The sequence below is a fragment of the Streptoverticillium olivoreticuli subsp. olivoreticuli genome (genome assembly GCF_003391135.1).
GTDB lineage: Bacteria > Actinomycetota > Actinomycetes > Streptomycetales > Streptomycetaceae > Streptomyces > Streptomyces blastmyceticus.
Window position 1 is genome coordinate 3821277 of sequence record NZ_CP031455.1, and the last position, 13828, is coordinate 3835104.

The 13828-nt window shown below is 72.5% G+C and carries 12 protein-coding genes; 2 read left to right on the forward strand and 10 right to left on the reverse strand.

The features are described 5' to 3' along the window. Positions 1–7: 7 nt before the first annotated feature. The 4 genes from DXZ73_RS16625 to DXZ73_RS38185 all read right to left on the reverse strand — a co-directional run bounded on the left by DXZ73_RS16625 (position 8) and on the right by DXZ73_RS38185 (position 2743). The gene (locus DXZ73_RS16625; RefSeq protein WP_116211777.1) at positions 8–1636 is read right to left on the reverse strand and encodes an LCP family protein; all 1629 of its coding nucleotides are present in this window, start codon (positions 1634–1636) and stop codon (positions 8–10) included. Positions 1637–1655: 19 nt separating this feature from the next. Then, complete coding sequence (gene nadD, locus DXZ73_RS16630) at positions 1656–2261, reverse strand: nicotinate-nucleotide adenylyltransferase (protein ID WP_116211778.1); 606 nt, start codon at positions 2259–2261, stop codon at positions 1656–1658. A gap of 56 nt (positions 2262–2317) precedes the next feature. Further along, positions 2318–2482 carry a hypothetical protein gene (locus DXZ73_RS38180; RefSeq protein ID WP_162890226.1) on the reverse strand — a complete coding sequence of 55 codons (165 nt, stop codon included), beginning with the start codon at positions 2480–2482 and terminating at the stop codon, positions 2318–2320. A 93-nt stretch (positions 2483–2575) separates the two neighbouring features. Further along, on the reverse strand, positions 2576–2743 hold the full coding sequence (locus tag DXZ73_RS38185) for a hypothetical protein (RefSeq protein ID WP_162889881.1): 168 nt from the start codon (positions 2741–2743) through the stop codon (positions 2576–2578). Between the two features lie 101 nt (positions 2744–2844). Here DXZ73_RS38185 and DXZ73_RS16635 point away from each other — a divergent pair, with 101 nt between their 5' ends. Further along, positions 2845–4029, forward strand: coding sequence for a M48 family metallopeptidase (locus DXZ73_RS16635; protein WP_116211779.1), 1185 nt, complete (start codon positions 2845–2847; stop codon positions 4027–4029). A gap of 403 nt (positions 4030–4432) precedes the next feature. On the opposite strand, the gene DXZ73_RS16640 is transcribed toward DXZ73_RS16635, so the two are convergent. The 5 genes from DXZ73_RS16640 to proB all read right to left on the reverse strand — a co-directional run bounded on the left by DXZ73_RS16640 (position 4433) and on the right by proB (position 9509). Beyond that, positions 4433–5518 (reverse strand): hypothetical protein, encoded by a 1086-nt coding sequence (locus DXZ73_RS16640; protein WP_116211780.1) that lies wholly within the window; start codon positions 5516–5518, stop codon positions 4433–4435. 109 nt (positions 5519–5627) lie between these two features. Then, positions 5628–6260: a hypothetical protein gene (locus DXZ73_RS16645; RefSeq protein ID WP_116211781.1), complete on the reverse strand. Its 633-nt coding sequence runs from the start codon at positions 6258–6260 to the stop codon at positions 5628–5630. Between the two features lie 50 nt (positions 6261–6310). Then, positions 6311–7630 (reverse strand): glutamate-5-semialdehyde dehydrogenase, encoded by a 1320-nt coding sequence (locus tag DXZ73_RS16650; protein WP_116211782.1) that lies wholly within the window; start codon positions 7628–7630, stop codon positions 6311–6313. 78 nt (positions 7631–7708) lie between these two features. Further along, positions 7709–8191, reverse strand: coding sequence for a hypothetical protein (locus tag DXZ73_RS16655; protein ID WP_116211783.1), 483 nt, complete (start codon positions 8189–8191; stop codon positions 7709–7711). Between the two features lie 217 nt (positions 8192–8408). Further along, positions 8409–9509, reverse strand: coding sequence for a glutamate 5-kinase (gene proB, locus DXZ73_RS16660; protein ID WP_116211784.1), 1101 nt, complete (start codon positions 9507–9509; stop codon positions 8409–8411). A gap of 300 nt (positions 9510–9809) precedes the next feature. Here proB and DXZ73_RS16665 point away from each other — a divergent pair, with 300 nt between their 5' ends. Further along, positions 9810–11843, forward strand: a complete 2034-nt coding sequence (locus tag DXZ73_RS16665) for a hypothetical protein (protein WP_116211785.1) — start codon at positions 9810–9812, stop codon at positions 11841–11843. A 443-nt stretch (positions 11844–12286) separates the two neighbouring features. Here the strand turns inward: DXZ73_RS16665 and obgE are convergent, their stop codons facing one another. Beyond that, complete coding sequence (gene obgE, locus DXZ73_RS16670) at positions 12287–13723, reverse strand: GTPase ObgE (RefSeq protein ID WP_116211786.1); 1437 nt, start codon at positions 13721–13723, stop codon at positions 12287–12289. Positions 13724–13828 lie beyond the last annotated feature (105 nt).

The following is a 13828-nucleotide window of genomic DNA, read 5'->3' on the forward strand; positions in this document are numbered from 1 at the left end:
CCCGCCGTCAGCCCTTGTAGTCCTTGCCCAGGACCACGGTGACGTCGGCGTTGGGGGCGCCGCCGCCCTTCTTCACGGCGCCCGCGGGCAGCCCCAGCGTCTTGGCGACCTCCTTGGCGTCGGCCTCCCGCCGGTCGTCCGCGTACGTCACCGCGGAGGCGGCCTCGGCCGTGCCCGCGGTGCCGGCGTCGACGACGGTGTAGCCGCCGTTGACGAGCGTGACCTGGGCGGCGCCGGACGCGCCCTTGCCCCCTGTGGCGTTCTTCACGCCGACCCGGGGCGTCGCGTTCTTGTCGGTGTTCTTCACCGTGCCGCCGAGGACGTCCTTGACCACCTTGCCGGTCGCCTGGTCGCCGAGCGTCCCGTCGGACTGCGCGGACAGCGCCGTGGTGTCGTACGTACCCGCCTTGGCGAGCGTCGCGAGCCGGGCCAGGGAGGCACCGAGCTGTTCGACGGACAGGGAGGGGTCCGGGATCTGCGCCAGGGACTCCACCGTCCGGGTCGCGGCGGCGGGGTCGCCGGACAGCTTCTTCAGCACCGCCTGCATGACCTGGCCGAAGCGCGCCAGCTGCTTGCCCGGGTCCTCGCCGGAGGCCCGGTACGTGGCGTAGGCCACCGCCATCTGACCGCCCAGGTTCTGCGCGGTGCCCTTGCGGACCACCGGGCTGTCACCGGGCTTCGCGCCGGGGACGTCGGTGTCCGTGTCGAGGGCGATCCCGCCGACCAGCTCGACCAGGTTCTCCAGGTACGGGGTGTCCAGCCGCCAGCTGCCCTTGATGTCGGCGCCCAGCAGGGTGTTGAGGGCGTCGCGGGTCGCGCCGGTGCCGTCGTCCTGCACGGACTTGCCGAGCGTGGTGGAACCGCCGCCCTCCTTGGCGACGGCCAGCGTGTTCGGCAGCAGGACCGTCGTGCCCTTCCTGGTGGTCTCGTTGTCGACCAGCAGGGCGGTGGAGCTGCCGCCGCCCTGTGTCTGCCGCAGATGGACCACGATCACGTCGCGCTTCTGCGCTCCGCTCGCCGTGGTCGCGCCCTTCTTGTCACCGGAACCGGCCCACCACATGTAGGCGGCCGCGCCGCCCAGGGCGAGCACGAGCACCACGACGAGGGCGACGACGCGGTTGCGCCCCTTGCGCTTGCGCTCGTCGCGCCGTTCGGTGCGGCTCTCGCTGAACTTGAGCCAGTCGATGACGTCCTCGGAGTCCTCGTCCGGCTCCTCGATGAACGAGAACTGCTCGGTGCGGTAGTCCGGCGCGGACGCCTGCTCCGGCACCTTGGGCGACGGCTCGTGCCGCTCCTCCCGGGGCGCTTCGCCCGCCTCGTGGGCGGGGGCACCGGCCTGCCGGGGGATCCACTCCTGCTGCTGGGTCTGCTGGGCCGGCTGCGGGGGCTCGTAGAACTGGTGCGGCTCATGGACCTGCTGGGGCTGGGCGTACGGGTCGTAGCCGCCGGCCTGAACGTCGTAGCCGTAGCCCTGCTGGTGCTGCGCGGGCTGCTGCTGCACGGGCTGCCCGTACTGGTCGTAGACCCGCTCCGGGGCGTCCGGCCGGTACACCGGCTGCCCGTAGGCGTCATAGCCGTGGACCTGGGGTTGGCTGCCGTACGGGTCCTGCGCGTACGGGTCCTGTCGGTCGTTCACCGGTGCCCCTCACGTGCCTTCAGTGCCGGTACAGCTTGCGCTTGTCGATGTAGCGCACCACACCGTCGGGGACCAGGTACCAGACCGGGTCGCCCTGCGCCACGCGTGTGCGGCAGTCGGAGGAGGAGATCGCGAGCGCGGGCACCTCGACGAGCGAGACACCGCCCTCGGGCAGGCCGGGGTTGGCCAGTATGTGGCCGGGCCTGGTGACACCGATGAAGTGGGCCAGCGAGAACAGTTCCTCGGTGTCCCGCCAGGTGAGGATCTGGGCCAGCGCGTCGGCGCCGGTGATGAAGAACAGGTCCGCGTCGTCGTTGAGGGCGCGCAGGTCGCGGAGGGTGTCGGTGGTGTACGTCGGACCGCCGCGGTCGATGTCGATGCGGCTGACCGAGAACTGCGGGTTGGACGCGGTGGCGATCACCGTCATCAGATAGCGGTCCTCGGCCGGTGACACCGCCCGGTGGCTCTTCTGCCACGGCTGCCCGGTCGGTACAAAGACCACCTCGTCCAGGTGGAACCGCGCGGCCACCTCGCTGGCGGCGACCAGGTGGCCGTGGTGGACCGGGTCGAATGTCCCGCCCATCACGCCGAGCCGCCGCTTCACGGGCCCTGTCTGCTCTCCCATGCGTGCAGACCCTACTGGGCGCGGCGGAGCGCCGGACCCGCAGGGACCGGGTGGGCTCAGCGGTCGCGGTTGAAGCGGGTCGTGATCCACAGGAGGAGGAGCAGGATCACCAGGGCCGCGCCACCGGTCATGTAGGGGCTGATGCTCGGGTGGGTGTCGGCGTGCTCGCCCTCGGAGGCGAGTGTGGCCAGGGCGGTGTGGGCTGAGGCGAAAGCGCTCATCGTCGGCAGGACCTATCCGGGACGGTAGTCGGGCAGAGATTTCTGCCACATCGTATGCGGGGGGCGGGCGCGGGCTCACGCCGACTCCACAGGTCAGTCCTTCTTGTACCCGCGGAGCAGGAACCAGGCGAGGAAGGCGATGCCGACCACACCGACGACCAGGACCGTACGGATGAGGGCTCCGGGCCCCTGGTCGCCCTTGGAGACGGCGAGCAGTTCGGTGAAGCCGGGGTTCGCGGTGAAAGCGTGGATGTCGGGCATGCCTCCACGGTAGCCATGCCGGAGGCAGCGCCTACTGTGGGGGGCGGCAGCCGGGCGGGTCACGGCCGCCGGGCCATGATCAGCCCATTGAGGGGGTCTTGATGAGCGACAGCAACGGCAGTGGCGAGCGCGCTTCGGGAAGTGCTTCCGGCGCGGGGGACGAGGGCCACGAGCGGCTGCCCGACCGGCAGCGGAAGCGGTTCCCCGGGATCTCCTCGCGCGCCTACGAGCATCCGGCGGACCGGTCGGCCCTGGTGGCGCTGCGCAAGCTGAGCGGCTTCGACACCGTCTTCAAGGCCCTGAGCGGGCTGCTGCCGGAGCGCAGCCTGCGGCTGCTGTTCCTCTCCGACTCGGTGCGGGTGAGCGACCAGCAGTTCCCGCACCTGCACACCATGCTGCTCGACGCCTGCCACATCCTGGACCTGCCCGAGGTCCCGCCGATGTACGTCAACCAGGACCCGCAGCCCAATGCCATGTGCATCGGCCTGGACGAGCCGATCATTGTGGTCACCACGGGCCTCGTCGAGCTGCTGGACGAGGAGGAGATGCGGGCGGTCGTCGGCCACGAGGTCGGCCACGCGCTCTCGGGCCACGCGGTCTACCGGACGATATTGCTGTTCCTCACCAACTTCGCGCTCAAGATCGCCTGGATCCCGCTGGGCAACATCGCGGTGATGGCGATCGTGACGGCGCTGCGCGAGTGGTTCCGCAAGTCGGAGCTGTCGGCGGACCGGGCAGGCCTGCTGGTGGGCCAGGACCTCCAGGCGTCGATGCGCGGCCTGATGAAGATCGCGGGCGGCAACCACCTGCACGAGATGAACGTGGACGCGTTCCTCGCGCAGGCGGAGGAGTACGAGGCGGGCGGCGACCTGCGCGACTCCGTACTGAAGATCATGAACGTGCTGCCGCGCACGCACCCCTTCACGACCGTGCGGGCGGCGGAGCTCAAGAAGTGGGCGGAGAGCCGCGACCACCAGCGGATCATGGACGGCCACTACCCGCGGCGCTCGGAGGACAAGGACACCTCGGTGACGGACTCCATCCGGGAGTCGGCGAGCCACTACGCGGATTCCGTGCGGACCAGCAAGGATCCCTTGATGGGGCTGGTGCGGGATCTCGCGGGCGGGGCGAGTGATCTTGGGGGGCGGTTGCGCGACACGTTCGGCGGCCGGAGTGGTTCCGGCTCGCCGTCCTCAGGTTCCGGGGAGGCCCCCGGGAAGCCTTCAGAGGGGCCCGGAGGGGCTCCGGGGGCCCAGGACCCGAAGGACGGGCCCTCGAAGCCGTAGGCGGCCGCCTGAGGCCCCCCGGGGGTTCTTTCCCCAGCCCCGCCCCTTCCCGAAACTGGGGCTCCGCCCCAGACCCCGGTCCTCAAACTCCCCCAGCTACCTCCCCCAGACTCCGTCCGGGGGTGCCCCCAGAGGTGCCCCCACGGGCTGAATATTCAGCCCGTCCGGCGTTTGAGGACACCGCGCGAAGCGTGGTTCGGGGGTCTGGGGGCTTGCCCCCGGTTTCGGGAAGGGGCGGGGTAGGGGAAACAAACCGCCGGCCCGCACCCGGGCACGGGTCCGGGGCGGAGCCCCGGCCGCGGCGGAGCCGCGCATCAGACGCTGAGGGAAGGGGCGGGGTAGGGGAACAAAGCCCGCCGCAGGCGCAGCCGCACCCGGGCGGCCGGGGGGAAAACAGAGCGCCCTAGCCGTGCGGCTGGGCGCTCTGCGCCAGGGAGCCGCACAGAGGCGTCGCGTCCTGGCCCGTCGTGTACGGGTCGGTCACCGCCGGGCCGTCCACGCTCGCGCGCCGGCCGGCCAGAAGGGGGCGGAGGTAGGCCGCGTCGTCGGCCGAGCAGGACTCCGGGCCCGCCTGGAGGTAGCTCTGCACGACGGTCAGGTGGTGGTCCTGGAGGCCGTCCCGGTCGAAGCGGAAGCGCATCGTACGGCGCACGGTGAACAGCGACGCGCCGTCCGCTTCGGTACCGAGGTCGGCGCCCGCCTTCGCGGGCCGCAGCGCGTAGACGAACGTGTGGTCGCCGGAGACCTCCAGCGTGCCGGGGGCCGTCTCCGCCACGGTGAAGACGCCCTGCGTGCGTACGGGCGTGCTCACCAGGGCCACCTGGGCGGGATCGAAGCGGATCAGCCAGCCGGTGGCGGCGTGCCGCCCGTCGTTGGACGGGTGGTCGAAGCTGCGGTCGAACTGGTCGAGCTGCGCCGGGTCGAGCAGCACCCGCAGCGTGCGCTGCGCCCCGCCGACCAGGACGGCCGGGTCGAGCGCGGACTTCACCGTGTACTCCTTGGCGGCGGCCAGCGCGCCCATCACCTGGCTCTCGGAGAAGTGCTGCGTGCTGCGCGCCGGGGGCAGGGTGACGCCCTCCTCGCCCAGCCGGAACTGCGCGGCCGGGCTGCGGTCGAAGAGCCGGCCTGCCGGGCCGCCCGGCACGGCGTCGCGCGGGGCCAGGGGTATGACCGTGGAGTGCATCGGCTCCGCGACGGGCACCGCCGCGTCCTTGTAGGGGTGCCGCAGGCCCATGTAGACGGCCGTGCCGAAGGCCAGGGCGATCAGTATCACCAGGACGAGGACCTGTCGCGAGGTGCTGACGCGGGCCCACACATGGCGGTTGCGCACGGCGAGCGCGTGGTCACCCATCCGCTCGCGCGCGGAGAACTCCTGGAGGCGGGCAGCGCGGATGAACGATTCGTCGAAGACGACGGATCGGTACTCGTCCTCCCCACCCCCCGGGACTCCCTCGGGCGTCCCCTCAGGTGGGTCTCCAGGCCCGTCCATACCTCAAGAGTAGGTCCGTCGGGGCCTTGGTAAACGCGCTGGTACACGACAAGTTGTGAGGAAAATTCACGGTGCCCGGTGCACGCATGCCAGGGCCCGCCCGACCGGCTCAGCGGCGGGGTGCCGCGGACGCCACCGGGGGCTCGGAATCGGCCGAGACCGACGGCAGCGGGCCCGGCCGGTCGACCGCGGGGGCGTCCACCCCGGTGGTCGCGGGAGGCGGGTCGGAGCTGGGCCGATTGCCGGAGGAGGCGCTGCGGTAGACGGCGGCGAAGGCGAGAGCCACCACGCCGATGCCCATCACCACCGCGAGCACCCACGCCACCGGGCGCTGCCACCGGGCGTGCCCTCGATAGGGCCTGCGCGGCGCGCCGTAGCGCCCGTACGGGCCGTAGGCGTCGTCTGGATCCAGGTCGTGGGCGAGGCTGTACCAGCCGCTCGCGTGCCCGCTGTGGTGGCTCGTGGGGCCCGCGGCGAACCCGCCCTCATAGGGCTCGTCGAAATCCGGCGCGTCGTCGTCGGCGGGCCCGCCGACCGCCCTGGACCGGGAGGCCTCCGCCTCCGCGCGGGCCTGGGCGGCGGCGAGCATCCGCTCGACCGCGGTCGGTTCGTGGATCGCGGCGGACCGCACGAACTCCTCGTCGAAGACCACGGAGGCGAACGCGTCGTCCGCGTCTCCATGGCGGTGGCTGTCGGGCTCCTCGCCGTCCGGGAACGGCTGGCCCCCCACGTCGTCCGGCACCCGTCCAGCGTAGCCCCGGAACGGTCAATCCGTGCAGCCGGTACGGGAATTCAGCTTCCCGGGCGCGCACCGCCCCGGACGTGGCCGTCGCCCGTGACGATGTACTTGGTGGAGGTGAGTTCCGGGAGCCCCATCGGCCCGCGCGCGTGCAACTTCTGCGTGGAGATGCCGATCTCGGCGCCGAAGCCGAACTGGCTGCCGTCCGTGAACCGCGTCGAGGCGTTGACCGCGACGGTGGTCGAGTCCACCAGCTGGGTGAAGCGGCGGGCCGCGGCCTGCGACGTGGTGACGATCGCCTCGGTGTGGCCGGAGGACCACATCCGGATGTGCCGTACGGCCGCGTCCAGGGAGTCCACCACCGCGGCGGCGATGTCGTACGACAGGTACTCCGTCTCCCAGTCCTCGACCGTCGCGGGCACGACGGTCGCCGGGCCGCCCTCGGCCAGCGCCAGGACCCGCTCGCAGCCGTGGACGGTCACGCCCGCCTCCGCCAGCGCGGCGAGGGCGCGCGGCAGGAACTCCGCCGCGATGTCCTGGTGCACCAGGAGCGTCTCGGCCGAGTTGCACACACTGGGGCGCTGTGCCTTGGAGTTGACGAGGATGTCCACGGCCATGTCGATGTCGGCCTCGGCGTCCACGTACACATGGCAGTTGCCCGTGCCCGTCTCGATCACCGGGACGGTGGACTCCTCCACGACCGTACGGATCAGCGAGGCGCCGCCGCGCGGGATCAGCACGTCGACCATGCCCCGGGCGCGCATCAGCTCCCGCACGGACTCCCGGCTCTCCCCCGGGACGAGCTGCACGGCGTCCGCGGGCAGCCCGGCACCGCCGACGGCGTCCCGCAGGACGCGCACCAGGGCGGTGTTGGAGGCGTACGCGGAGGACGAGCCGCGCAGCAGCACGGCGTTGCCGGACTTCAGGCAGAGGGCGGCGGCGTCCACGGTGACGTTGGGGCGGGCCTCGTAGATGATCCCGACGACGCCCAGCGGGACGCGCACCTGGCGCAGGTCGATGCCGTTGGGGAGGGTGGAACCGCGCACCACCTCGCCGACGGGGTCGGGCAGGGCCACGACGTCCCGCACGTCCTTGGCGATGGCGCGCACCCGCTCGGGGGTGAGGGTCAGCCGGTCGACGACGGTCTCGCTGGTGCCGGCGGCGCGGGCCTTCTCGACGTCCTCGGCGTTGGCCTCGACGATCTCCTTGGTGCGGACCTCCAGCGCGTCGGCGATCGCCAGCAGCGCCTCGTCCTTCACCGAGCGCGGCAATGGCGCCAGCTCGGCGGCCGCGGCGCGGGCGCGGTAGGCCGCGCGCAGCACCGGGGACTGCGGCATGGGATCGGCGAGGGGAGAGGGGAAAACGCTGCTCATGGCCCGCAGCCTAGCCGCGCGGCGCGCTTCGGCCACCATGTATTCCGGACTGCGGACAGCGGGCGGGCCCGGCGGGCCTCAGAAGGGGTGCACACCGACCGGGGTGGCGGGCAGCGGACCGTAGCCCTCCGCGATGCGCTGGTGGTACGTCCCCCGGTCGATGACCTCCAGGCCGACGATCTCCCACGGCGGGAGCCGGGCGGACGAGCGGTGCTCGCCCCACAGCCGCAGCGCGACGGCCGCCGCGTCGTGCAGGTCGCGCGCCTCTTCCCAGTAGCGGATCTCGGCGTGGTCGTTGGCGTAGCGGCTGGTCAGCAGGAAGGGGTGGTCGTGCGCGAGCTGTTCGAGACCCCGGCGGACCTCCGCGAGCGGCGCCTCCGCGCCCGAGACGCTCAGGGTGATGTGCCACAGCCGCGACACCTCGCCCTCGCGCTCCGTGGCCTCCCGCTGTTCGCGCTCCGCGCTCCCCCGTGCCCCCTCCACCGCGTCCCCCGTGCCGACGCTGGTCAGTGTGCGCTCCGCCGTCCCTCGGGACATCGCCCCTGGGCGCCCTCGTCTCACCGGCGGCCTCCTGTTGATCGCTGCTCCGCGCGCATGCGGCGGAGCCGTGTCGCTGCTGCTACTCGCTGCGCCATGTGTTCGATGCCGGGGACCGCCTGCCCGTGACGGCCCCCGCAACAAAGTTGACCAGCCTCCGGGCGGCCGCGTGGCGGTTTTCCGGAAGGTCCCCATGGAAAGGCTGGACCGACCCCGCCCTCTCGCCCCTGCCTGACGTCCGTCAGCGGCGCAGCACGACCAGATCGTCCCGGTGCACGACCTCGCGCTCGTAGCCAGGACCCAGCTCCTTGGCCAGGTCACGGGTGGAACGGCCGAGCAGCTGCGGGATCTCCGCGGCGTCGAAGGCGACGAGCCCGCGGGCCACGGCCCGGCCCTCGGAGTCCCGCAGCTCGACCGGGTCGCCCGCGCTGAATTCACCCTCGACGGCCGCGATGCCCGCGGGCAGCAGGGACGCGCTGCCCTCGATCACGGCCCGCACGGCCCCGTCGTCGAGGGTGAGGGCCCCGCGCGGCGCGGAGGCGTGCGCGAGCCACAGCAGCCGGTCGGTGGAGCGGCGGCCGGTGCGGTGGAAGAAGGTGCCGGTCGGCCGCCCGGCGAGCGCGTCGGCGGCCTGGCTGGCGGAGGTGAGCACGACGGGCACCCCGGCCGCGGCCGCGATCCGGGCCGCCTCGACCTTGGTGACCATGCCGCCGGTGCCGACGCCCGCCTTGCCCGCGCTGCCGATCGAGACGCCCTCGAGGTCCTCCGGGCCGCCGACCTCCGCGATCCGGGAGGTGCCCGGGATGCTGGGGTCGCCGTCGTAGAGGCCGTCGACGTCCGACAGCAGGATCAGCAGGTCGGCCCGGACGAGATGGGCGACGAGGGCGGCCAGCCGGTCGTTGTCGCCGAAGCGGATCTCGTCCGTGGCCACGGTGTCGTTCTCGTTGACGACCGGGACCGCGCCCATCGCGAGCAGCTGGTCCAGCGTCCGGTAGGCGTTGCGGTAGTGCGCGCGGCGGCTGGTGTCGTCCGTGGTGAGCAGCACCTGGCCGACGCGGCGGCCGTAGCGCGCGAAGGACGCCGTGTAGCGGGCCACCAGCAGGCCCTGGCCCACGCTGGCGGCCGCCTGCTGGCGGGCCAGGTCGCGCGGCCGCCGGTCGAGCCCCAGGGGCGCGAGCCCCGCGGCGATGGCGCCGGAGGAGACCAGCACTATCTCCTTCTCCGCGCCGGCCTTGGCCAGCGTGTCGACCAGCGCGTCAACCCGGTCGGCGTCCAGCCCGCCGCCCGCGGTGGTGAGTGACGAGGATCCCACCTTGACCACGATCCTGCGGGCCCCGGTCACCTCCGCCCGCGCCGCCGCCGCTGCCCCCGTACTCGCCCCTGCCCCTGTCACGTACGTACACCTCTAGTGATCGCCGGTCGTGTGTGACTGCTCCGGCACGCAAATCTACCGTCTGAGGATTGTGGTCGTTCGGCCCTGTTTTGAGACGATTGCCGTCGGCGAAGATTGCCCCTGGGCCAGCGACCGTCATACGGTCGGTGGTCGACCGTTGTCCTCCTCCCCTGGCAGACCCGCCGGGAGGGGCCCCCACGGTCCCCCGATGCCCAGTCCCTCCCCGCCCGCCTGCCAGGAGCCCGCCCAGTGCCTTCTGCCGGAACCGCCTCGCGCCGAGCCGTACAGCTCGTGGCGCTGCTCGCGATGCTGGTGTTCTTCGCCGCCCAGCTCGTCGGGGCCCTGCTGCCCCTCGTGCCGCTCCTGATCGCCGCCTCGGCGGCGGGCCTCGCGCTCGACCTCTACCTCCAGCACCGTGACCCCGGTCTGGTCGCCGTCCTCGGCAAGATCCGCTTCGACGTCATGGTGCGGCAGCTGCTGCGCGACATGATGGTGCTGATCGGGCTGCTGCGGCTGCACGGCGACGGTTCGCTGCGCGACTACGCCCCGGTCTTCGTCGGACTGGTGCTCTTCTACGCCGCCCACCTCGCCTGCCAGGCCACCGCGCTGCTGGTCCGCCGCAGCCGCACGCTGCCGTTCCTGACCCGGAACATCGACACGACCGGCCTGCGCCTGTCCGCCGCGCCGCCGCGCCTGCTGGCCCGCCAGCACGGCCGCCGGCTGCTGCGCTTCGCCGTCCCGGCCACCGCGGGCCTGCTGGTCACCGCCGCCACCGAGAAGGCCCTCTGGGGCGAGCTCGGCGTCGGCGTCGCCCTCCTCCTCGCCGTCGGCGGCACCGCGCGGCTGGCCACCTGGCTGCGCCCGAAGAAGCGCATCGCTAACGACCAGCAGGCGCTGGAGTGGCTGGACCGCTGGCTCGCCGGCTACAAGCCGACCGTCGGCATGTACTTCTCCGGTGGCACGAGCTCCGCCTACCAGGCGAACATGTGGCTCTCCACCCTCGCCGAGCTGGACGGCAACCCGGTCATCGTGCTCCGCGAGCGCTTCATGGTGCAGAAGATCGACGCCACCGACGTGCCGATCGTGTGCATCCCCAAGGTCGTCCACCTGATGGCCCTGGAGAAGTCCTCGCTGAAGATGATGCTGCACCCCGCGAACTCCGGTAAGACCTCGCAGGTGCTGCGCATGCCCTCCATCAAGCACGCCTTCACCAACCACGGCGAGAGCGACAAGCTCTCCAGCTGCAACCCGTACTCCAAGGCGTACGACGAGATCTGGGTCGCCGGGCCCGCCGCCCGCGAGCGCTACCAGCTCGCCGACATCGGCGTCGACGACCGCGACGTGGTCGAGGTCGGCCGCCCGCAGCTCGCGCCGATCGAGCCGTACGCGGGGGCGCCCACTAACGCGTACACCACCGTGCTGTACGCCCCCACGTGGGAGGGCTGGGACGGCCAGCCGGGCAACACCTCGGTGATGCTCGCCGGCGAGAACATCGTCCGCGCGCTGCTCGCCGACCCCAAGGTCCGGCTGCTCTACAAGCCGCACCCGATGACCGGCTCCGTCGACCCGCGCGCCGGACGCGCCAACGAGCGCATCCAGGCCATGATCCACGAGGCCAACGCGCGCCGCGGCGGCGACCGGCCCGGCCCCGAGGCCGCCGCCGAACTGGCGCGCCGCGCGGCCGAGCTGGACCGGCTCACCACCAGCACCTTCCGGGGCAGCGCCGACGAGATCGAGCGCATGATGCTCCAGGGCACGCCCGAGAAGGGGCGCGCCGCGACCGTGGAGGCCGCCACGGCCGCCTGGGAGGCCGCGTACTGGGCCTCGCTGCCGGTCTGGGAGCACCAGGTCATCACCGGCCCGCGCCCGGCCCTCTACACCTGCTTCAACCAGTCCGACCTGCTGATCAGCGATGTCTCCAGCGTGGTCTCGGACTACCTGATCAGCGAGAAGCCGTACGCCGTCGCGAACACCAGCGGGATGGGCGAGGAGGAGTTCCGCGCGAACTTCCCGACCGTGAGCGCGGCGACGATCCTCGCGCCGGAGGCGACCGAGGTGCCCGGGCTGCTCGCCGCGGTCCGCGACCCCGCTCTCGACGGCTTCGCCGCGGCCCGTGCGGAGCTGAAGGTCCAGCTGCTGGGTCCGTCCGACCCGCCGTCGCTGGTGCGCTTCAACGCCGCGGCGCTCTCGCTCGCCGCGGAGGCCGACGCCCGGCGCGAGCGCATGGAGGCTCGCGCCTCCGAGATCCCCCCGCAGCGCGCGGACGAGACGGCGTCGGTCTGACCCCTCGCATCGCCCTCAACCGCCGGGCAGGCTGGTTCCTCCAGCCCGCCCGGCGTTTTTTGTTCCCCTGCCCCGCCCCTTCCCTCCCCCAGCTACCTCCCCCAGACTCCGTCCGGGGGTGCCCCCAGAGGTGCCCCCAATCCGATGCTCGGCTCCGCCGAGGCCGGGGCTCCGCCCCGGACCCGTGCCCGGGTGCGGCCCGGCGGGTTTTGTTCCCCAGCCCCGCCCCTTCCCGAAACCGGGGAGACCCCGGACCCCCAGCGCCCTGCGGGCGCGTCCTCAATCGCCGGACGGGCTGAATTCAGCCCGTCCGGCGATTGAGGACAAGCGGCGAAGCCGCTTTCGGGGTCTGGGGCGGAGCCCCAGGAAACGAAACCGCCCGGCGAGCGGGCACACCCAGAAGGTGCACCCGTCACCGGGCGGTGAGTTGATGACGCGTCAGATCAGAACGGCTTGAAACCGTCGAACTCCTGCTGCGCCTCATCCCGCTGAGCCTCCCGCTCGCGACGACGCGTCGCGGCCGGTCGCGGTGCCTCCAGGCGGTGGTCCTCGCCACGGCGGCCGAGCATCTCGGCGCCCGCCATCATCGTCGGCTCCCAGTCGAAGACGACCGCGTTGTCCTCGGCACCGATGGCCACGCCGTCGCCCGCCCGGGCACCGGCCTTGAGCAGCCGGTCCTCGACGCCGAGGCGGTTGAGGCGGTCGGCCAGGTAACCGACGGCCTCGTCGTTGTTGAAGTCGGTCTGGCGCACCCAGCGCTCCGGCTTCTCGCCGCGCACGCGGTAGATGCCGTCCTCCTCCAGGGTGACCGTGAAGCCCGCGTCGTCCACGGCCTTCGGGCGGATGACGATGCGGGTCGCCTCCTCCTTCGGCTTCGCGGCGCGCGCCTCGGCGATGATGCGGGCCAGCGCGAAGGAGAGCTCCTTCAGGCCCGTACGGGCGACGGCGGACACCTCGAAGACCTGGTAGCCGCGCGCCTCCAGATCCGGGCGGATCATGTCGGCGAGGTCCTGGCCGTCCGGGATGTCGATCTTGTTGAGGACGACGATGCGCGGCCGGTCCTCGAGACCGCCGTACTGCCCCAGCTCCGCCTCGATGACATCCAGGTCGGAGACCGGGTCGCGGTCGGACTCCAGGGTCGCGGTGTCCAGCACGTGCACGAGCACCGAGCAGCGCTCGACGTGCCGCAGGAACTCCAGGCCGAGGCCCTTGCCCTGGCTGGCGCCCGGGATCAGACCGGGGACGTCCGCGATGGTGTAGACGGTCGAGCCGGCCGTGACCACGCCCAGGTTCGGGACCAGCGTCGTGAAGGGGTAGTCCGCGATCTTCGGCTTGGCGGCGGAGAGCACCGAGATCAGCGAGGACTTGCCCGCGCTCGGGTAGCCCACCAGCGCCACGTCGGCGACGGTCTTGAGCTCCATGACGACGTCACGGGCCTCGCCGGGCTCGCCGAGCAGCGCGAAGCCGGGCGCCTTGCGGCGGGCGGAGGCCAGCGCCGCGTTGCCGAGGCCGCCGCGGCCGCCCTGGCCGGCGATGAAGGTGGTGCCCTCGCCGACCAGGTCGGCGAGGACGTTGCCGTCCTTGTCCAGGACGACGGTGCCGTCCGGCACGGGCAGGACGAGGTCCTGGCCGTCCTTGCCGGAGCGGTTGTCGCCGGCGCCCGGCTGGCCGTTGGTGGCCTTGCGGTGGGGGCTGTGGTGGTAGTCGAGGAGCGTGGTGACCGACTGGTCCACGACCAGGATCACGTCGCCGCCACGGCCGCCGTTGCCGCCGTCCGGGCCGCCGAGCGGCTTGAACTTCTCACGGTGCACGGAGGCGCAGCCATGGCCTCCGTTACCCGCGGCGACATGCAGCTCGACGCGGTCCACGAAGGTGGTCATTGCGGTTGCCTCCAGATACGTGCAGGGGATGTCTCTGTACTAACACGCCGAGGGCGGACCGGCTTCCCCGTCAGGAAAAGCGGCCCGCCCTCGGAAAGGTGCTGT